Source organism: Amycolatopsis sp. VS8301801F10, from assembly GCF_046195355.1.
GTDB lineage: Bacteria > Actinomycetota > Actinomycetes > Mycobacteriales > Pseudonocardiaceae > Amycolatopsis.
Genome location: NZ_CP176065.1, coordinates 7,997,851 through 8,017,653 on the forward strand (window position 1 = coordinate 7,997,851; position 19,803 = coordinate 8,017,653).

Consider the following 19,803-nt stretch of genomic DNA (forward strand, 5'->3'; position numbering starts at 1 on the left):
AACCTGCCCTTGAGCGACACCGGCGACCGCGAACTCGGCGAATTCGGCTACACCAACCAGCTCAAGAGAACGCTCGGCAGCTTCCACACCTTCGCCGCCGGCATCAGCTACATCTCGGTGCTGACCGGGGTGTTCCAGCTGTCCTACCTCGGCTTGTCCGAGGGCGGGCCCGCCTACTGGTGGTCCTGGCCCGCGGTGTTCGTCGGGCAGCTGATGGTGGCGCTCTGCTTCGCCGAACTGGCCGCGCAGTATCCGGTCGCCGGGTCGGTCTACAACTGGGCGAAGAAGCTCAGCAATCCGCACATCGCGTGGCTGGCCGGCTGGATGATGCTGCTGGCCTCGATCGTCTCGATCTCCGCGACCGCGCTCGCCTACCAGCGGACGCTGCCGCAGATCACGTCGTTCTTCCAGTTCATCGGCGACGGCACGGGCACCAGCGACGCGGCCAACGGCGTGCTGCTGGCCACCGTGCTGATCGTGTTCACCACGCTGGTGAACGCGTTCGGCGTGAAGCTGATGGCGCGGATCAACAGCGCGGGCGTGTTCGTGGAACTGCTGTTCGCGGTGCTGCTGGTGGTGTTCCTCGCTTTCCATTTCGTGCGCGGCCCGTCGGTGGTGACCGAGACGAACGGCACCGAGGCCGGGCATTCGTCCGGCTACCTGGGCGCGTTCCTGATCGCCGGCATCGCCTCGTCGTACGTGATGTACGGCTTCGACACCGCCGCGTCGCTCGGCGAGGAATCGCTGAACCCGCACCGCAACGCGCCGAAGGCGATTCTGCGTGCCCTGGTGGCCTCCTTCGTGCTGGGCGGGCTGATCATCCTGTTCGCGCTCATGGCGGTCGGCAACATCCACGCGCCGGAACTCGGCACGGTCGGCCTGCAGTACGTGCTCACCGACGCGCTCGGCCCGGCCATCGGACGGGTGTTCCTGTTCGTGGTGTTCATCGCGATCACCGTGTGCGTGCTGGCGGTGCACACCGCGGCGATCCGGATCGCGTTCGCGATGGCCCGGGACAACGCGCTGCCCGGCGGCCGGAAGCTGGCGCGGGTCAACAAGACCACCGGCACCCCGGTGCTCCCCGCGATCGTGATCGGCGTGCTCGCGATCGCGCTGCTGGTGCTGAACATCAACTCCACGCAGATCTTCTCGGCCGTCACCAGCCTCGCGATCATCCTGATCTACCTGTCCTACCTCCTCGTGACGGTGCCGATGCTGATCCGCCGCCTGCGCGGGCGCTGGCCGCGCGAGGGCACGCCGGCCGGCCGGTTCTCCCTCGGCCGCTGGGGGCTGCCGGTGAACGTGCTCGCGGTGCTGTGGGGCGGCGCGATGACGGTCAACCTGGCCTGGCCCCGCAACGAGATCTACAACGCTTCCCCGCCCTTCCACTGGTATCTGAAGTGGATTTCGGTGTTGTTCGTCGGCGTCTTCGCGGCCGGCGGCTTCGCCTACTACTGGTTCGTGCAACGGCACAAGGTCGGGGTGCTGGCGGACCACGCCGCCGCCCCCGTGCCCGACGAGGAGGTTTCCCGGTGAGCGCAAGCGAGTTCGACTACGTGGTGGTCGGCGGCGGAACGGCCGGATCGGTGGTGGCCGCCCGGCTGTCCGAGGATCCGGACGTGACCGTCTGCCTCCTCGAGGCCGGACCGTCCGACACGGACGTGCCGGAGGTGCTGGAGCTGACCCGCTGGATGGGCCTGCTGGAGTCCGGATACGACTGGGACTACCTGGTGGAGCCGCAGGAGGCGGGCAACTCCTACCTGCGCCAGGCCCGCGCGAAGGTGCTCGGCGGCTGCTCGTCGCACAACTCGTGCATCGCGTTCTGGGCCCCGGCCGAGGACCTCGACGAATGGGCTTCGCTGGGCCTGCCCGGCTGGTCGGCCGCGGACATTTTCCCGCTGTACAAGAGGCTCGAGACCAACGACGGCCCCGGCGACCACCACGGCCGCTCCGGCCCGGTCACCATCCGCTCGGTCCCGCCGAAGGACCCGGCGGGCGCTGCGCTGCTGTCCGCGTGCGCCCAGGCGGGCATCCCGACGACCGAGTTCAACTCCGGCAAGACCGTCACCCACGGCGCGAACTGGTTCCAGATCAACGCCCGCGAGGACGGCACCCGGTCTTCGGCGTCGGTGTCCTATCTGCACCCGATCATGGGCAAGCGGCCGAACCTGGAGATCCGCACCGGTGCGCGGGCGAAGCGGCTGCTGTTCGACGGCCGCCGCTGCACCGGCGTCGAGGTGCTGGACGGGGATCTCATCCACCACAGCACGATCACCGCGCGCCGCGAGGTCGTGGTCAGCTCCGGCGCGATCGACACGCCGAAACTGCTGATGCTGTCCGGGATCGGGCCCGCCGAGCACCTGCGCGAGGTCGGCGTCGAGGTGCTCGTGGACTCGCCGGGCGTCGGCTCGAACCTCGAGGACCACCCCGAGGGCCTGGTGATGTGGGACGCCCTGCAGCCGATGGTCACCGAATCCACGCAGTGGTGGGAAATCGGCATTTTCACCATGACCGAGGAGGGCCTGGACCGCCCGGACCTGATGTTCCACTACGGTTCGGTGCCCTTCGACCTGAACACCGTCCGGCACGGCTACCCGACGACGGAGAACGGCTTCTGCCTCACGCCGAACGTGACGCGCAGCCGATCGCGAGGCACCGTGCGGCTGCGCACGCGCGACTTCCGCGACAAGCCCCGGGTCGACCCGCGGTATTTCACCGACGAGTACGACCTGCGCGTGATGACCTACGGCGTGAAGCTCGCCCGCGAAATCGCCGCCCAGCCCGCCCTCGACGAATGGGCGGGCGTAGAACTCGCGCCGGGCCGTGACTGCACGACCGACGACGAGATCGCCGACTACCTGCGCAAAACGCACAACACCGTGTACCACCCGGCGTGCACGGCCCGGATGGGCGCGGACGGCGACCCGGAGGCGGTGCTGGACGAGCGGCTGCGCGTCCGCGGCGTCGAGGGCCTGCGGGTAGCCGACGCTTCGGTGATGCCGTTCCTGGTCACGGTGAACCCGTGCATCACGACGATGGCGATCGGCGAGAAGTGCGCGGACTTGCTGAAGGAAGACCGGGGCTGATCTTCCGGCGGGTGGTTGTGTCCTGATGCGGCACAACCACCCGCCGATCGACCTCGTATCCACCTGCGCTGCCTCGAGCGCGTGCTGCGCCGGCGAGATGGGCAGACTGGTCCCATGTCTGGTCTGACCGCCGAACTCGTGGTTGATGGTCGTGCACCGCAGACCCCCGCCCTTGCCCCGAACGGGCATCTGCTCTGCTACGTCCTCTCGCCGCTCAGCCGGACCGGTGCCCGCTTCGACACCGAACTCTGGCTCGTTGACACCGACGACCCCGCCACGGCGCGCCGGGCGACCGCAGACACTGCAACGGAATCCCGCCCGCGCTGGTCCGCGGACTCGAGCACGCTGTTTTTCCTGTCCGACCGAGCCGATCGCGGCACCGCGCAGGTGCACCGGCTCGTCCTCGCCGACGGCGCGGCAGCCGCGCTGACCGCCTGGCGCTCCGGCATCGTCGACTGCCTGCCGCTCGCCGACCCCACCCTGATCGCCCTGCTCGCTTGCGACGAACCCACCGACCAGGACGCCCGCCGCGCCCGGGACCGGAACGACGCCATTGTCGTCGGAGAGCGCGAACCGCGTGCCCGGTTGCGGCTGCTCGACCTGCGCACTGGCCTGGTCACCACCCCGGAGGTTTTCGGCGACCGGCACGTCGTGGAACTGCGGCAACGACCCGACGGCGGCCCGCTCGCCGTGCTCACCCAGGCCAGCAGCGACAACGACTACGGCCCCCGCACCGGCCAGCTGCACCTGTTCGATCCCACGACCGGCGCCACGGCGGACCTCGGAGCGGTCGGGGCAGACGCATGTTCTCTGGCCTGGTGGCCCGGCGAGGACGGCTGGCACCTCGGCTTTCTCGCTCTCACCCCACCGGTTCTGCAAGGCGGCACCGCCGTGTTCGACCTGGCCGTGGACAGCCTCGTCCTGCGCAACCGGACCTCCGGCTTCCCGAAGTGCCCCACCGGACTGCACCAGACCGACGCTGCCCCGCTGGTGGTGTTCGCCGACGGCCTGAACACCACCCTGGCCCGGCTCGACCCCACCGGCCCCACGACCTTGCAGCAGCAGCCCGGCCTCCTCGATGCCCTCACCACCACCCCCGCGGGCACGACGATCGCGGCCCTCGCCGGCATGCGCTACCAGCCCCCGAACGTCCATGTGGGGCCGCCGAACGGACCGCTGCGAAAGATCACCGACACCCGCCCCGAACTGGACGGCGTCGCGTTCGGCTCCCAGCGACCGCTGGCCTACCGCGCCGCCGACGGCCTCGACCTGGACGGTCTGCTCGTGCTGCCGGCCGGGAAATCCGTTTCGGACGGCCCGTTCCCGCTCGTCACGATCCCGCACGGCGGTCCCTACGACCGCTACGCCGATCGCCTCCAGCTGTTCTGGTTCCCCAGCGCGCAATGGCTCGCCACCTCCGGCTACGCGGTATTCCTGCCCAACCCGCGCGGCGGACAGGGCCACGGCCACCAGTTCGCCCTCAGCGTGGCCGGCCGGGTCGGACGGGAGGAATGGACCGACCTCCTGAGCGGTATCGACCTGCTCGTCGCCGAGGGCATCGCCGACCCCGATCGGCTGGGCATCGCCGGCGGCAGCCACGGCGGATTCCTGTCCGCCTGGGCCGTCGGCCAGACCGATCGGTTTCGCGCCGCGCTGGTCCTCGCCGGGGTCATCGACTGGGGCATGCTCGCCGCGACCGGCGAGTACGGCCAGTTCGAAGCCGCGCTCGGCGGCAGCACCGGATGGGACGGCGCCGGTCCGCATCCGCACGACGCGGTCAGCCCGATCTCCTACGCCAGCCGCGTGCGCACTCCGGTGCTCCTCTTGCACGGAGCCGAGGACACCAACGTGCCCCTCGGGCAGTCCGAGTACTTCCACCGAGCACTGCGCCATTTCGGCGTCGAGCACGAGTTCGTGATCTATCCGCGAGAGGGGCACTCGATCCGGGAACGCCAGCACCAGCTCGACATCCTGCTCCGGACGCGTGCCTGGTTCGACCGCTGGCTCCGCCCCTAACCGAGTACGCGAGAGACGGTGCGGACCTCCGGTCGGCCCGCAGGTTCTCCACCGGGTGCCGGTCCGGCGGCGGCTCCTCAGCAGAACAACCGCCAGCGACCACATCTTGCGCAGAATCACGTCCACCCCTCGCCTCGTCCCCCGGCGACTGCCGGAGCGCACCTTCTCCGGTGCACACCAGGTCAGTCGCCAGCGAGCGCGCTGAGGTTCTCGCGTGACCGAATCGTGACCATCCGTGCGGCAACACTCCCCGGCGAAGTCACGCTGAGGGCACGGATTTCGTTGCGGGACAAGCGATCTGAAGCGCGGCGGAAAACCGTGCGCCCGTCCGGGCCGAGGGGCGGCAAAGCCCAACGGGCGCACTAAAATCACTGCAGCAGCGCGACACACTCCACGTGATGCGTCATCGGGAACGCGTCGAACGCCCGCAGATCCGTCAGCGAATACCCGTGTTCCGAGAAGAACTGCACGTCCCTCGCCAACGCCGCCGGGTCGCAGGCTACGTAGACGATCCGGTCCGGTTCGCCCGCGGCGATCGCGTTGACGACCGCTCGGCCGGCTCCCTTGCGCGGCGGGTCGAGGACCACCACGTCGACCGGGGTCGGGGCGTCGTCGATGAGGTGTTCGACGCGGCCGGAACGCCAGCTCACCTGCGGCAGGTCGGCAAGGTTGCGCTCGCCGTCGGCCACCGCGCGCCGGCCGGATTCGATGGCCAGCACCTCGCCGTCCGGGCCGACCTGGTCGGCCAGCACCGAGGCGAACAGGCCGACCCCGGCGTACAAGTCCCAGGCGACCCCGCCGCGCGGCGCGTCCGCCCATTCTCCGACCAAGCCCGCCAGCGTGTCCGCCGCTCGCGGGTGGACCTGCCAGAAGCCGTGCGCGTCGAGCCGCCAGTCGCGGCCGGCCGCGTGCTGGATCGCCATCCCGCCGGACAGCTGCTTGCCTTGCGTCCGCCCGCGCACCGTGGCGAGTTCGCGCAGGTGGAGGTGGTTGTCGCCGTCGCTGGTGACTTCCAGTTCGGTGCCCGGCCGCCAGCGCTTGCCCAGCGCGGTGCCGAGCGAGCCCGGGATCGCGATCGGGCAGTCGTCGATCGGGATGACGCGGTGGCTGTGGTGCGCCCGCAAACCGGCTTGCCCGTCGCGTCCGGCAACGAGCCGCACCCGGCTGCGCCAGCCGAGCGGGCCGCCTTCGAGCGGTTCCACGACCACGTCCCGGGTGATCCCGGCGAGCCGCTGCAGCTGTTCGGCCACCACCGCGGCCTTCAGTTCCCGCTGGTAGGCCGGTTCGGCGTGCTGCCAGTCGCACCCTCCGCAACCGCCAGGGGCGGCGAGCGGGCACGGCGGAGTCACCCGGTGTTCGGAGCCGCTGAGCACCTCGATCGCGTCGGCCCGGCAGAACGAGCCGCCCTTGTCTTCGGTCACTTCGGCGCGAACGCGTTCGCCGGGCAGCGCGTGCCGCACGAACAGCACTCGTCCGTCCACCCGCGACACACAGTGTCCGCCGTGCGCGACTGGGCCGACTTCCAATTCCAGGATCCGGCCTAGCCAGCTCTCGGTCATTCTGATGATTCCTTAGTAGCAGGGGCTGGCTTCGGAGCGTCCGCGGGACGAGGGGTCGTTGGCGTGAAACCGCGCCGCACGTCGCCGGCGGACGGGCGGGCCTTGCGCAGCCGCGCGACCGCCTTCTGCGACGACTCCAGCTGCCACGGTACGCTCGCCACGACCACACCCGGCTGGAACAGCAGCCTTCCCTTGAGCCGCAACGCACTCTGGTTGTGCAGCACCTGTTCCCACCAGTGCCCCACGACGTACTCCGGGATGAACACCGTGACCACGTCGCGCGGGTTGGCCCCGCGGACCCGCTTCACGTAATCCAGCACCGGCTTCGTGATTTCCCGGTACGGCGATTCGACGACCTTCAGCGGCACCTTGAATTTGTGCGCTTCCCATTCCTGGGTCAGCGCCCGGGTGTCGGCGTCGTCCACGTTGACCGTGACCGCCTCGAGCACGTCCGGGCGCATCGCCTTCGCGTAGGCCAGCGCGCGCAGCGTCGGCCGGTGCAATTTGGACACCAGCACGATCGCGTGGTTGCGCGAGGGCAGCACGGTCGGCGCGTCGCCCATGTCCTTGAGTTCCTCGGACACCCGGTCGTAGTGCTTCCGGATCGCGGTCATCAGCGCGAAAATCGCCACCATCGCCGCGATCGCGATCCACGCGCCGAGCAGGAACTTCGTGATCAGCACGATCACCAGCACGGTGCCGGTCATGGTCAGGCCGATCGCGTTCACCGTCTGCGAACGGCGCATCCGCCGCCGCGCCGCCGGTTCGGTCTCCTTGGCCAGCAACCGGTTCCAGTGCCGGATCATGCCCGCCTGGCTCACCGTGAACGACACGAACACGCCCACGATGTACAGCTGGATCAGCCGGGTGACCTCGGCGTCGAACGCGATGATCAGCACGAGCGCGAAAATCGCGAGGAACAGGATGCCGTTGGAGAACGCCAGCCGGTCGCCGCGGGTGTGCAGCTGCCGCGGCAGGTAGCGGTCCTGGGCGAGGATCGAGCCGAGCACCGGGAAGCCGTTGAACGCGGTGTTCGCGGCCAGCAGCAGGATGATGCCGGTGGAGAACGAGATGTAGTAGAACGCGGGCGGGAAGTCGGCGAACACCGCGTGCGCGATCTGCGCGACGATCGTCTTCTGCTCGTAGCCCGCGGGCGCGCCGGCCAGCTGCCTCGCCGGGTCCTCGGCGAAGTTCACCTTCGTGACGATCGCCAGCGTGATGATGCCGACGAGCATCGTCACCGCGAGCACGCCCATCAGCAGCAGCGTGGTGGCCGCGTTCTTCGACTTCGGCTTCCGGAACGCGGGCACGCCGTTGCTGATCGCCTCGACCCCGGTCAGCGCCGCCGCGCCGGAGGAGAACGACCGCAGGATCAGGAAGACGAACGCGAGGCCCGCCCAGTTGCCTTCCTCGTGCAGCGTGAAACCGGCGCTTTCGGCGCGCATCTCGGTGCCGGTGACGGTCCGGAACAGCCCCCAGACGACCATGATCAGGATGCCCGCGATGAATCCGTAAGTCGGGATCGCGAACGCTTTGCCGGATTCGCGCACTCCGCGCAGATTCAGCGCGGTCAGCACGGCCACGATCACCACCGCGGCGAGCACCTTGTGGTTGGCCACCCACGGAATCGCCGAGCCGATGTTCGCGACGCCGGACGAAGTGGACACCGCGACCGTCAGCACGTAGTCGACCAGCAGCGCGCTCGCCACCGTCAGGCCGAATTTCCCGCCGAGGTTGGTCGTCGCGACCTCGTAGTCGCCGCCGCCGCTCGGGTACGCGTGCACGTTCTGCCGGTACGACGCGACGACCACGAGCATGACCAGCGCGACCGCGATGCCGATCCACGGTGCGAAGGCGTACGCGGACAGGCCCGCGACGCTCAGCGTCAGGAAGATCTCCTCCGGTGCGTAGGCCACGCTGGACAGCGCGTCGGAGGCGAAAATGGGCAGCGCGATGCGCTTGGGCAACAAGGTGTGGGAGAGACGGTCGCTGCGGAACGGACGTCCTAGGACCAGCCGCTTCAGCACTGTCGGGAACTTCGACACCTGCAGAATGTACAGCGGAGCGAAGCTCCTCCGCTGAGGGCGGTGGAGGGGAGGACGGCGGAGCTGACCGGGAGGGTGCCCCGACAAAGGACAAGGTAGGTTCGGCGCTGGTGTCCGAGGGTACCCACCGACGGGTCATCCGCACCCTGCGAGGAGGCTAAGCGTGCACGTGGTGATCATGGGATGCGGCCGCGTAGGCGCGTCCCTGGCCGCGGCGCTGGAGCGGCTGGGCCACGACGTGGCCGTCATCGACAAGAACCAGCAGGCGTTCCGCCGTCTGGGCAGCGATTTCCAGGGTCAGCAGGTCGTCGGGGTCGGTTTCGACCGCCGAGTGCTCATCGAAGCCGGGATCGAACGCGCGGGCGCTTTCGCGGCCGTGTCGAGCGGCGACAATTCCAACATCATCTCCGCGCGGGTCGCGCGCGAGAACTTCGGCGTCGAGCACGTGGTCGCGCGCATCTACGACCACAAGCGCGCCGCGGTGTACGAGCGGCTGGGCATCCCGACCGTCGCGACCGTGCCGTGGACGACCGACCGGTTCCTGCGCACCCTGCTGCCCGACGGCGTCGCCTCCGCGTGGCGCGATCCGTCCGGCAACGTCGCGCTGCTGCAGCTGCCGCTGCACGAGGGCTGGGTCGGCCGCAGCGTGCGCGAGCTGCAGGAGACCACCGGCGCGCGGGTGGCGTTCATGATGCGGTTCGGCACCGCCGTGCTGCCGGACGCGAAGACCGTCGTGCAGGCCGACGACGACGTGTGGGTGGCGGCGCGCTCGGGCACCGTCGGAGACGTGACGAGCCTGGCCGCTCGCGCCCCCGAGGAGGAGAACTGATGCGGGTCGCGATCGCGGGCGCGGGAGCCGTCGGGCAGTCCATCGCCGCCGAGCTCATCGACGGCAACCACCAGGTGATGCTGATCGAGCGCGACGCCGACCAGTTCGAGCCGGAATCCGTTCCGCAGGCCGACTGGGTCCTCGGCGACGCGTGCGAGGTGTCGATCCTCGAGGAGTCCGGCATCGAGCGCTGCGACGTCGTGATCGCGGCGAGCGGCGACGACAAGGCGAACCTCGTGGTGTCGCTGCTGGCGAAGACGGAGTTCGCCGTGCGGCGCGTGGTGGCGCGGGTGAACAACCCGGCCAACGAATGGCTGTTCACCGACGCGTGGGGCGTCGACGTGGCCGTGTCGACCCCGCGGATGCTCGCCGCGATGGTCGAGGAGGCGGTGAGCGTCGGCGACCTGGTGCGGCTCATGACGTTCCGGCAGGGGCAGGCGAACCTGGTGGAACTCACCCTGCCGGAGGAGACGCCGCTGGCGGGCAAGCCGGTGAGCGAACTGGCGCTGCCGCGCGACGCGGCGCTGGTGACCATCCTGCGCGGCGACCGGGTGATCGTGCCGCAGCCGGAGGACCCGCTGGAGGCGGGCGACGAGCTGCTGTTCGTCGCGACCTCGGACGTCGAACCCGAGATCCGCACGGCGCTCGGCTACTGAACCGCGAAAAAGGGCGGGCCCGCGACGGGCCCGCCCTTTTTCGTGCACCGGATCAGGTTTCCGGAGTCGGCGCCTGCGCGTACTTTTCCCGCAGCCGCGCTTCCACCTGCTCGTCGGTTTCCGGCGTCGGCTCTTCCTCCGCGAGCGCCTTCAGCCGCTTGTCGGAGCGGCGCACCGCCCACACGACCACCAGCAGCCCGATCGCGTAGAGCGGGTAGCCCATCGCGATCTTGGCGAACGCGAGCCAGCCGGTCTGGTCGCCGTCGTACAGCCAGCGCTGCACCACGAACCGGGCGGCGAAGATGACGGCCATCGCGAGCGTCGCGACGTCGTAGCCGTAGCGGGACGGCTTGTCCTTGCGCCAGGCGGTGCCGTTGCCGTTGAGCGCGTTCCACACGACGCCCGCCAGCGGCCAGCGCACCAGCACCGAGATCACGAACACGGCGCAGTAGGCGAGGCTGGCCCAGATGCCGAAGAGGAAGAACCCCTTCGCGGACCCGGTGCGGAACGCGATGAACGCCGCGATCGCGACGCCGAAGAACCCCGAGATCGCCGGCTGCAGCGGTTCCTTGCGCACGACGCGCAGGACGGTGATCGCCACCGCGCTGCCGATCGAGCCCCAGATCGCCACGGTGAGCCCGAAGAACGCGTTCAGCAGGACGAACACGATGACCGGCACCGAGGAGTAGAACAGGCCGGACACCCCGCCCATCTGCTCCATCAGCGTCGGCTGCCGCTCGGGCTCGTCGCCGTTTCCGGGCGCGGCCTTCTCGTCGCGGGGAGCAGCGGGTTCAGTCACGAGAGTCGATCACCCTACCGGGCTCTGGAGTTCGTAATACGGGTTGTAGAGCACCTTCTGCCCATCCCTTTCGGCCATCCGGCCGCGGACCTTGACAGTGCGGCCGGGTTCGATTCCGGGAATCCGGCGCCTGCCCAGCCAGATTAGCGTCACGCCCTGCGTGCCGTCGAACAGCTCCGCCTGCAGCGAGGCGGGCCCGTCGGTCGGCGACAGCTCGACGCTGCGCAGCCTCCCGAGCACCGTCACCTCTTCGCCGGACCGGCAGTCACAGGCGCGCTGCGCGCCTTCGGCACCCGACCTCTCGGACATCTCGTCGGCGTCGAGGTCCTCGACGTCGCTGGTCAGCTTGCGAACCAACCGGCTGAAGTAGCCGCCGTCCTTGGCGGACATGGTGTGCTCCTGTGCTCCGGGGCCCCCGACTTCGTTCGGCCCGTGCGTGTTCCAGCGTAGCTGCGGTCCCAGCCAGGGAAACGGGTTTGCGGCAAGATCGCAACGTGACGTCCGCAATCCGTCTCCCGGTCGCCGTCCTGCTGCCCGGCACGGGCTCCGACGAGGTCTTCGTGCGGTCGGTGTTCGGCGGGCCGCTCGCGGCGCTGGGGGTGCCGTTGATCACGCCCGCGCCGGTTCCCGGGGAGGGTCTCGCGGAGGAGTTTCTGGCGGAGCTGGACCGTCTCGCTGACCGGTACGGGACCGTGCTCGCCGGCGGAATTTCGTTCGGGGCGCATCTCGCGGCGGAGTGGGCGGTGGCGAATCCCGGGCGTTGCGGGGGGCTGCTGGCGGCGCTCCCGGCTTGGAACGGGGAATCCGGGTCAGCGCCCGCGGCGATGGCTGCGACGGTCACGGCGGATCTGGTGGCTGATGCCGGGGTCGAGGGGGCGTTGGCTGCCGCGGCGGCGGGGAGTCCGGGGTGGCTTGGGGAGGAGCTGGGGCGGGCTTGGCGGCGGCACGGGGGCGGGCTGGAGGCTGGGTTGCGGGTGGCTGCTGGGAGGCGGGCACCGACGTTGGGGGAATTGCGGCGGGTGGGGGTTCCGGCCGGGGTCGGGGGGTGTGCGGATGATCCGGTTCATCCTGCTGACGTGGCGCGGGGGTGGGCTGGGGCGTTGCCTCGGGGGCGGTATGGGGAGACGTCGCTTGCTGCTGTCGGGGTGGATCGGGAGGCGTTGGGGAGGGTGACTGTTTTGGCGTTTTTGGGGGCGTTGTTGGGGTGACGGCTCGTCGCCCTGGGGGGCGACATTGCGCCTTGTTGGGTTGCGTGGGGCCCCCGAAGCTTGATTGTGCTGACGGTTCGGGGGTGCTTGTCAAGGCGGGAAAGATGCCTTGACAAGCACCCCCGAACCGCAGGGAGGCTTCGTATCGGGGGCGGGGGGAGGTGTGGGTGCCTCGCTGTTTGGGTGCAGCGGTGTCTGTTTAGGGCCGTGAGGGGCTGCGTGAAGGAGGCCCTCACGGAAATTGTGTCCGTGAGGGCCTCTGTCGTGAGGTGAGTGCGGTCAGCCTTGTTGTTGTTCCGCGATGTGCTGGGCGACTGCGTCGGGGAGGGTGATGGGGAGCGGGGTGCGCACCGGCATCGGGTTGTTGCCTCGGTCTACTACGGTGCGGCGGACGATCGCTCGCAGCACTTCCGGGGCTTGCGAGGCGGTGGATTGCGGGCCCGCGATTACGCCGCGCAGCATCCAGCGCGGGCCGTCTACGCCTACGAAGCGCAGGGCTACGTCGCCGACGATCGCGGACAGTTCCATGCCCCATTCGCCTCGGCCGACGTTGACCTTCGCGCCGTCCGCGCGGAGCTGGTCCGCCAATTCGTTGCTCACTTCGCGCCACAGGCCGCCGGATTTCGGGGCCGCATAGGCGCTGACGGTGATCTGCCCGACTTCCGTCACGACGTGCACCGCGCGCACGCCGCCTTCCTCCGGGTCCATTTCGACCTGCACCTGCGAACCGTCGGGCACCGGTACGCGGACCGAGCCCAGGTCGATGCGCGGGATGCCGTCTTCTTCGGCCTCGCTGACGTCGAACGGGCCGTCGGTTGTCTCCGACAGCTGGTCCTCGGGTTCGAGCGCGTCGTCGGCTTCGACGCTTTCGCGCCCGGAAGCGACGCCTCCGGTCTCGTCGTCGCCGGACCGGCGCTTGCGTCCGAAAATCCCCACTATCGTTCCGTTCCTTCCCCGGTGCCCGCGCCGGTGTCTCCGGCGCCGGGTGCCAGTGTGGCGTGTCCGCCGGTCGAGCCGTAACCTCCCGCGCCGCGTTCGGTCGGTTCGAGTTCGGCGACCTCGACGAACTCCGCGTGCTCCACTCTCTGCACCACCAGCTGCGCGATCCGGTCGCCGCGCGCCAGCACGATTTTCTCGCGCGGGTCGTGGTTGACGAGGCAGACTTTGATCTCGCCGCGGTAGCCCGAGTCGATCGTGCCGGGAGTGTTGACCACCGACAATCCGACGCGCGCCGCGAGCCCGGAGCGCGGGTGCACGAACCCGGCGTACCCGGGAGGCAGCGCGATCGCGACCCCGGTGCCGACGACCCCGCGCTCGCCGGGCCCGAGCACGATATCCGAGGTGGTGACGAGATCGGCCCCGGCGTCGCCGGGCCGGGCATAGGCGGGCGGCGGGACTTCGGGGTCGAGCCGCTGGAGGAGGACCTGAACGCTGGACACGGGCGGCGAGACTACCCTTGCGGTGTGGCTGACCGCGTGAACACCGCCGCGACGGGCGTCGTCGCACACTCCGAACGGCTCTACCTGCCGTGGTGGGGCTGGCCCCTGCCGATGGCCGGAGCGATCCTGCTCGGCGTCGAAGTCCACCTGGGCTACCCGTCCGTCCCGATGTGGATCCCGCTGGCCGTCGCCGTCCCGGTCATGGCCGCCCTCCTGCTCTCTCTCGGACGGGCGAAAATCAAGATCACCGCAGGCGACGACCCCGAACTCTGGGTCGGCGACGCCCACCTGCCGCTGCGCTACGTCGGCGACATCACGGTCGTGGAAAAAGACGCGAAACGCCACGCCCTGGGCCGTGACGCAGACCCCGCCGCCTTCGTCCTCCACCGAGGCTGGGTAGGCCCGGCGATCCGCATCACCCTGACCGACCCAGCCGACCCGACCCCGTACTGGCTCTTCAGCACCCGCAAACCACAGCGAGTCACAGAGCTGCTCCGCAACCACGCGTAAAAACCGGAACCAGCGCACCCAAACTCCAAGCACCCAGCCCGCGCCCGCCACCCCGATACGAAGCCTCCCTGCACAATTGGGCTTCGGGGTGGTGGGGCGTCACCCGGCCGCAACGTCGCCGCCAGGCGACGAGCCGAACCCCCGAACAACGAGTAAGGGGGCCGGCCAACCGGCCGACCCCCGTGCTTACCCGGTCATCCCCAGACCGCGAACCGCTGACCCCGTGAATCTCCCCTGGAAAATCCCTAGGTCAGGCGCAATCGCGGCAGATCAGCCGCCCGCCGTTGTCCTCGGCGAGCCTGCTCCGGTGGTGCACCAGGAAGCACACCGAGCAGGTGAACTCGTCCGCCTGCTTCGGCACGACCTTCACGGTCATGTCTTCCCCGGAGAGCCCGGAAAGGTCCGCGCCGGGAAGTTCGAAGTTCTCCGCGGTCGCGTCCTCGTCGACGTCGACGACGCCGGACTGGTTCTCGTTCCGCCGGGCCTTCAGCTCCTCCAACGAGTCTTCGGCCAGCTCGTCGGCTTCGCTGCGGCGCGGAGCGTCGTAGTCGGTAGCCATGGTGTCCCTCACCCCTGCGATTCAGCGTGTCGTCCTGCACCGGTTCCGGAGGCGCCCGATACCGGTCGTGCCGCTGGTCAACGTTCCAGCGCCCCTGTTTGTGCCCGGCCCGCGAGTGACCCAGGTCTCAACCTGGTTGACCTCGTTCTGCGGCCGGAGCCCGGGAAGGGTAGCTCACCGCCGGGCGCGCCTCGCACCGAGTCGGACATTGCCGGACCAGCGTCACCCGGGAGGGGGAACGCGCAGGTGAGACGCCTGTCCTCCGTTCGGGTTGCCCGGCCGTCGCGAACATCACCTGGCGGCCGGGTCCGCTTGCCCGGGCGGAGCCGTCCGTGGTGCGATCGGCCCGGAGGGGCATTACGCGGAACGGGTGAAGGTGACCCGCGACACCGCGCGTCGCGAACAGCGCCTAGGCTCACCGGCTACCACGCCGGTGCGTACGCTGGCGGTTACCGCGAGGCGCGGCGGGGCGACCGCGGCCGGTTCTGCGAGGGGAAGGGACGGGGCAGGTGGCGTCGGGGAACGGGGCGGGGAACCGTGGTGCGCGGCCTTATCGCAAGCACCGTCCGCTGCCCGCGTTGATCGTGATCGGCGTGCTCGCGCTCGGCGCGGTGTTCGTCTGGGTCAACGCCGTGGTCGGCCGCGGGGACGTCGACGAGGCGGTCCGCTGCAGCCCGGAACCCAAGGCCCCGCCGGGGATCACTTACACCTCGGTCCCGCACAACGGCCTGGACGACCGCTCTCCGATGCCGCCGGACAAGATCGCGCTGAAGGTGCTCAACGCGAGCAGCACGCGCGGGCAGGGCAGCATCGCCACCAACGCGCTGCGCGACCTCGGCTTCACCGCGATCGGCGATCCCGGCAACGACCCGGCGTACCCGAAAGGCGACGCGCGCTGCCGCGGCCAGATCCGGTACGGCGACAACGGGGCCGCCGCGGCCCGCACGGTCAGCCTGGTCGTCCCGTGCGCCGAGCTGGTCCGCGACACCCGCAAGGACGCCAGCGTCGACCTCGCCACCGGCAAGCTCTTCACCGACATCCAGCCGCGGCCCGAGGCGGTCAAGATCCTCAAGCAGCTCACCGCCTGGTCGCAGGCGCACCAGGGCGGCGGCAGCAGCGAGCAGTCCGCCGGCCCCAACGCGCCAGTGCTCGACCAGACGCTGCTGGCCTCGGCGCGCGCCGTCACCTGCTGACTCCCTCGTGAGTGCTGATCCCGGTTCTAACCGGGATCAGCACTCACGAGCCGGTCACACTTCCGCCGCGCCGCCCTCGACCAGCGCCGCGCGCAATTCCGCCGCGATTCCCGGCGCGGCCGTGAACGTCGCGTCCTCCCCCAGCTCCGGCGCTTCGCCCGGCAGCAGCACGGTCGCGCCCGCCTCCCGCGCCACCAGCGCCCCGGCAGCCCAGTCCCAGCGGTGCAGACCGTGCTCGAAATACCCGTCCATCCATCCTGCGGCGACCGCGCACAGGTCGAGCGAAGCCGCGCCCCGGCGGCGGATGTCGCGCACCCGGCCGACCAGGTCCGCGGTCAGCTTGCCCTGCCGGACGCGGCGGTCCCGCGCGTAGGAGAACCCCATCCCGACGAGCGCCAGGTCCAGCCGGTCCGCCGACGACACCGACAGCCGGGCGCCGTCGAGCCACGCGCCGCCGCCGCGGACCGCCGTCCAGCGCCGCCCGCTCACCGGTTCCACCACCGCCCCGGCGACCGACACCCCGTCGATCTGCGCCGCGACCGACACCGCGAAGGCCGGCAAGCCGTAAAGGAAATTGACCGTTCCGTCGATCGGGTCGACCACCCAGACGACCCCTCCGGAAGCGCCGCCGCCCGCTCCCCCGCCTTCCTCGCCGAGCACCGGTTCCCCGGGCCGGATCCGCTCCAGCCGGGCGCGGACCAGTTCCTCCGACTCCCGGTCCACCGCCGTCACCACGTCGGTCTCCGCCGACTTGGTGTCCACCGCGACCTCGCCGCCGGACCGCATCCGCGCCCACGCCGTCCGGACCAGGTGCGCGGCCTCGACCGCGACCTGTTCGGCGGTGGTCTTCAGGTCGTTCAGCATCGCCTCGTCAACTCCCACGCCCGCCATGTCACCACATCCGGTTAAAGTCTCCGCAGCAGACTTCTGAATCGTGCGAGAAGGGACCACGTCAGTGACGGCGACCCGAGGCTTCGGAATCGACATCGGCGGCAGCGGGATCAAGGGCGCGCTGGTCGATTTGGAACAGGGACAGCTCATCGGGGACCGGCACCGGATCGAAACTCCGCAGCCGTCGACGCCGGACGCGGTGGCGGACGTCGTCGCCGAGATCGTCCGCGCGGCGGAATGGGACGGCCCGGTCGGCGTGACGCTTCCCGCGGTGGTCAAGAAGGGCACCGCGCACACCGCGGCCAACATCGACCACAAGTGGATCGGCACGGACGCCGAGGCGCTGTTCGCGAAGCGGCTCGGCAAGAGCGTCGAGGAAGTCACGATGCTCAACGACGCCGACGCCGCCGGCCTCGCCGAGATCCGCTTCGGCGACCCGGCCGCGCGCACCGGCGTGACCGCGCTGCTCACCTTCGGCACCGGAATCGGCAGCGCGCTGTTCCACGACGGCAAGCTCGTGCCCAACACCGAATTCGGCCATCTGGAGGTCGACGGCCACGACGCGGAAAAACGCGCCGCCGCTTCGGTGAAGGACAACGAGGGCCTGTCGTACCCGCAGTGGGCCAAGCGGGTGCACCGGTACCTCACGGTGCTGGAGAACCTGATCTGGCCGGACCTGTTCATCGTCGGCGGCGGCGTCAGCAAGAAGGCCGAGAAGTGGGTGCCGCTGCTCGACATCCGCACCCCGGTGGTCGTCGCGTCGCTGCAGAACAACGCGGGCATCGTCGGGGCCGCCGCGGCCGCCGCGGAGGGCGCCGGGCACTGACGAGGAGGTCCGCGCCGGGTCTCGGACCGGTCACCGCGAGGCGCCGGGAAGGGGGCCGGAGGGTGATCGCTTCGCGACGCAGTGGGCCGGCGTCGTTACAATGGAACACGGCGCAGGAGCTGCGGAGGCAAAACCGCAGGCCGAGGCGTGTTCCCCGAATGTGAGGCAGCTGAGGTGGCGACATCTCGGCTCGTCATGATCGACCGCTGCGAAAGGGCGTAAGTGGCAGCCGCAAGAACCGCAACCCGAGGCGGGACGAAGACAGCGACCGAAGCCGGCGAGCCGGCCGACGAGGCAGCCACCGGAGCGGCGAAGTCCCCGGCGCGCAAGACCGCCGCGAAGCCGGCGGGCGCGAAGAAGACTCCGGCCAAGAAGGCTCCGGCGAAGAAGGCCGCCGCGAAGGGTCCGAAGACCGACGACGGCGATCCCGACGGCCCGGTCGACCTCGACGAGGCCGAACTCGACAGCCCGGACCTGTCCGATCTCGAAGAGGTCGAGGTCGACGTCGTCGACGAGACGGTCAACGACGAGCCCGACGACGACGAGGACGACGACACCGAGGACGAGGCCGAAGCGGCCGACGGGACCGCGGGCGCGGCTTCCTCGACCGCGGCGCGCCGCCGCGCGGCCGCGGCCGACAAGGGCGGCAAGTCCTCGGACAACCCGGACTTCGTGTGGGACGAGGAGGAGTCCGAGGCGCTGCGCCAGGCGCGCAAGGACGCCGAGCTCACCGCGTCGGCCGACTCGGTCCGCGCCTACCTCAAGCAGATCGGCAAGGTCGCGCTGCTGAACGCCGAGGAGGAGGTGGAGCTCGCCAAGCGGATCGAGGCCGGGCTCTACGCCGCCGAGCGCGTGCGCACCGCCGAGGAGGAGGGCGAGAAGCTCGTCACCCAGATGCGCCGCGACCTCAAGTGGATCGTGCGCGACGGCGAGCGGGCCAAGAACCACCTGCTGGAGGCGAACCTCCGGCTCGTGGTGTCGCTGGCCAAGCGCTACACCGGCCGCGGCATGGCGTTCCTGGACCTGATCCAGGAGGGCAACCTCGGCCTGATCCGCGCGGTGGAGAAGTTCGACTACACCAAGGGCTACAAGTTCTCCACGTACGCCACGTGGTGGATCCGCCAGGCGATCACCCGCGCGATGGCCGACCAGGCGCGCACCATCCGCATCCCGGTGCACATGGTCGAGGTCATCAACAAGCTGGGCCGCATCCAGCGCGAGCTGCTTCAGGACCTCGGCCGCGAGCCGACCCCGGAAGAACTCGCCAAGGAAATGGACATCTCGCCGGAGAAGGTCCTGGAGATCCAGCAGTACGCGCGCGAGCCGATCTCGCTGGACCAGACCATCGGCGACGAGGGCGATTCGCAGCTCGGCGACTTCATCGAGGACTCCGAGGCGGTCGTCGCGGTCGACGCGGTGTCGTTCACGCTGCTGCAGGACCAGCTCCAGTCGGTGCTGCAGACGCTGTCCGAGCGCGAGGCGGGCGTGGTCCGGCTGCGCTTCGGCCTCACCGACGGCCAGCCGCGCACCCTCGACGAGATCGGCCAGGTGTACGGGGTCACGCGCGAGCGGATCCGGCAGATCGAGTCGAAGACGATGTCGAAGCTGCGCCACCCGTCGCGTTCGCAGGTCCTGCGCGACTACCTCGACTGAGCCGCTTCCCCTCTCGCGAGAAACCCCGCCCCGCACTACGCGGCGGCGGGGTTTCCGCGTTTAGCGACAACGCCCGCGCGAGAACCGGTCCGGCATTTCCGCGAAATCCTTCCTTCGGCCGGCCACAGTGGACGCCGGACAAGTCCCGAAAACCCGGCGACGCGCGCCTCGATGCGAATTACGCTGCGGCGCAAGGGGAATCCACGGGGTGAATCCCGGCGGGCGAACGGGCGCCCGAACGTGCGACTCCGCGGACCTTCCGAGCCTTGGTCGTTGCACGCGTGTCCGTTTCCCGTTCACAACCGTTCACCCGGAACCCCGGAACCGTTCCGGAATACTCATCCCCGGTGCACGGTCGCGCACCCAAAGCGACAGCGGGCCCCCGGCAAGAGGCTAAAGTCGGTTGTTCTCCCCCTCGCGCCGGAAATCGTGATTGTTTGGTTGCCTGAAAACGAAGATCGCAACGGCTGATCGCCATTAGGCTGCGCCCACAACGAGCGTCAGTATTGGAAGGCAGCACCGCCCAGTGTTTTC

17 protein-coding genes are annotated in these 19,803 nt (G+C 70.0%); 9 read left to right on the forward strand and 8 right to left on the reverse strand.

The window, feature by feature from the left end; genetic code table 11:
• Positions 1-9: 9 nt before the first annotated feature.
• The 3 genes from F9C11_RS36625 to F9C11_RS36635 all read left to right on the forward strand — a co-directional run bounded on the left by F9C11_RS36625 (position 10) and on the right by F9C11_RS36635 (position 5,102).
• On the forward strand, positions 10-1,536 hold the full coding sequence (locus F9C11_RS36625; RefSeq protein WP_409181923.1) for an APC family permease: 1,527 nt from the start codon (positions 10-12) through the stop codon (positions 1,534-1,536).
• Positions 1,533-3,086, forward strand: a complete 1,554-nt coding sequence (locus tag F9C11_RS36630; RefSeq protein ID WP_409181924.1) for a GMC family oxidoreductase — start codon at positions 1,533-1,535, stop codon at positions 3,084-3,086. Before F9C11_RS36625 ends, F9C11_RS36630 begins: the two co-directional genes overlap by 4 nt.
• A gap of 114 nt (positions 3,087-3,200) precedes the next feature.
• Positions 3,201-5,102: a prolyl oligopeptidase family serine peptidase gene (locus tag F9C11_RS36635; protein WP_409181925.1), complete on the forward strand. Its 1,902-nt coding sequence runs from the start codon at positions 3,201-3,203 to the stop codon at positions 5,100-5,102.
• Between the two features lie 368 nt (positions 5,103-5,470).
• Here F9C11_RS36635 and F9C11_RS36640 read toward each other — a convergent pair whose 3' ends face one another.
• The gene (locus F9C11_RS36640; RefSeq protein WP_409181926.1) at positions 5,471-6,661 is read right to left on the reverse strand and encodes a class I SAM-dependent RNA methyltransferase; all 1,191 of its coding nucleotides are present in this window, start codon (positions 6,659-6,661) and stop codon (positions 5,471-5,473) included.
• Positions 6,658-8,706 carry an APC family permease gene (locus tag F9C11_RS36645; RefSeq protein ID WP_409181927.1) on the reverse strand — a complete coding sequence of 683 codons (2,049 nt, stop codon included), beginning with the start codon at positions 8,704-8,706 and terminating at the stop codon, positions 6,658-6,660. Before F9C11_RS36645 ends, F9C11_RS36640 begins: the two co-directional genes overlap by 4 nt.
• Before the next feature lie 163 nt (positions 8,707-8,869).
• Here F9C11_RS36645 and F9C11_RS36650 point away from each other — a divergent pair, with 163 nt between their 5' ends.
• The gene (locus tag F9C11_RS36650) at positions 8,870-9,535 is read left to right on the forward strand and encodes a TrkA family potassium uptake protein (RefSeq protein ID WP_037368111.1); all 666 of its coding nucleotides are present in this window, start codon (positions 8,870-8,872) and stop codon (positions 9,533-9,535) included.
• Entirely contained in the window at positions 9,535-10,191 is a 657-nt protein-coding gene (locus F9C11_RS36655; protein ID WP_009075577.1) for a TrkA family potassium uptake protein, read from the forward strand. Before F9C11_RS36650 ends, F9C11_RS36655 begins: the two co-directional genes overlap by 1 nt.
• 52 nt (positions 10,192-10,243) lie before the next feature.
• On the opposite strand, the gene F9C11_RS36660 is transcribed toward F9C11_RS36655, so the two are convergent.
• The 4 genes from F9C11_RS36660 to dut form a co-directional block, all read right to left on the reverse strand.
• Positions 10,244-10,990, reverse strand: a complete 747-nt coding sequence (locus tag F9C11_RS36660) for a DUF3159 domain-containing protein (protein WP_409181928.1) — start codon at positions 10,988-10,990, stop codon at positions 10,244-10,246.
• Between the two features lie 9 nt (positions 10,991-10,999).
• Positions 11,000-11,380 carry an OB-fold nucleic acid binding domain-containing protein gene (locus F9C11_RS36665; protein ID WP_009075573.1) on the reverse strand — a complete coding sequence of 127 codons (381 nt, stop codon included), beginning with the start codon at positions 11,378-11,380 and terminating at the stop codon, positions 11,000-11,002.
• Positions 11,381-12,477: 1,097 nt separating this feature from the next.
• Positions 12,478-13,134: a DUF3710 domain-containing protein gene (locus F9C11_RS36670; RefSeq protein ID WP_409181929.1), complete on the reverse strand. Its 657-nt coding sequence runs from the start codon at positions 13,132-13,134 to the stop codon at positions 12,478-12,480.
• Positions 13,134-13,637: a dUTP diphosphatase gene (dut, locus tag F9C11_RS36675; RefSeq protein ID WP_409181930.1), complete on the reverse strand. Its 504-nt coding sequence runs from the start codon at positions 13,635-13,637 to the stop codon at positions 13,134-13,136. The genes F9C11_RS36670 and dut overlap by 1 nt, the downstream gene beginning before the upstream one ends.
• Before the next feature lie 24 nt (positions 13,638-13,661).
• On the opposite strand from dut, the gene F9C11_RS36680 reads away from it, so the two are divergent.
• A complete protein-coding gene (locus tag F9C11_RS36680) occupies positions 13,662-14,147 on the forward strand; it encodes a DUF3093 domain-containing protein (protein ID WP_409181931.1) in 486 nt (161 codons plus the stop codon).
• 250 nt (positions 14,148-14,397) lie between these two features.
• Here the strand turns inward: F9C11_RS36680 and F9C11_RS36685 are convergent, their stop codons facing one another.
• On the reverse strand, positions 14,398-14,706 hold the full coding sequence (locus F9C11_RS36685) for a DUF4193 domain-containing protein (RefSeq protein ID WP_013224476.1): 309 nt from the start codon (positions 14,704-14,706) through the stop codon (positions 14,398-14,400).
• Between the two features lie 509 nt (positions 14,707-15,215).
• Between F9C11_RS36685 and cei the strand changes: the two genes are divergently transcribed.
• Positions 15,216-15,899 (forward strand): envelope integrity protein Cei, encoded by a 684-nt coding sequence (cei, locus tag F9C11_RS36690; RefSeq protein WP_409181932.1) that lies wholly within the window; start codon positions 15,216-15,218, stop codon positions 15,897-15,899.
• A gap of 54 nt (positions 15,900-15,953) precedes the next feature.
• On the opposite strand, the gene F9C11_RS36695 is transcribed toward cei, so the two are convergent.
• Positions 15,954-16,790 carry an inositol monophosphatase family protein gene (locus F9C11_RS36695; RefSeq protein WP_409181933.1) on the reverse strand — a complete coding sequence of 279 codons (837 nt, stop codon included), beginning with the start codon at positions 16,788-16,790 and terminating at the stop codon, positions 15,954-15,956.
• Positions 16,791-16,854: 64 nt separating this feature from the next.
• Between F9C11_RS36695 and ppgK the strand changes: the two genes are divergently transcribed.
• Both ppgK and F9C11_RS36705 read left to right on the forward strand, forming a co-directional pair.
• Entirely contained in the window at positions 16,855-17,616 is a 762-nt protein-coding gene (gene ppgK / locus F9C11_RS36700) for a polyphosphate--glucose phosphotransferase (protein WP_409181934.1), read from the forward strand.
• Between the two features lie 222 nt (positions 17,617-17,838).
• Complete coding sequence (locus tag F9C11_RS36705) at positions 17,839-19,269, forward strand: RNA polymerase sigma factor (protein WP_409181935.1); 1,431 nt, start codon at positions 17,839-17,841, stop codon at positions 19,267-19,269.
• Positions 19,270-19,803 lie beyond the last annotated feature (534 nt).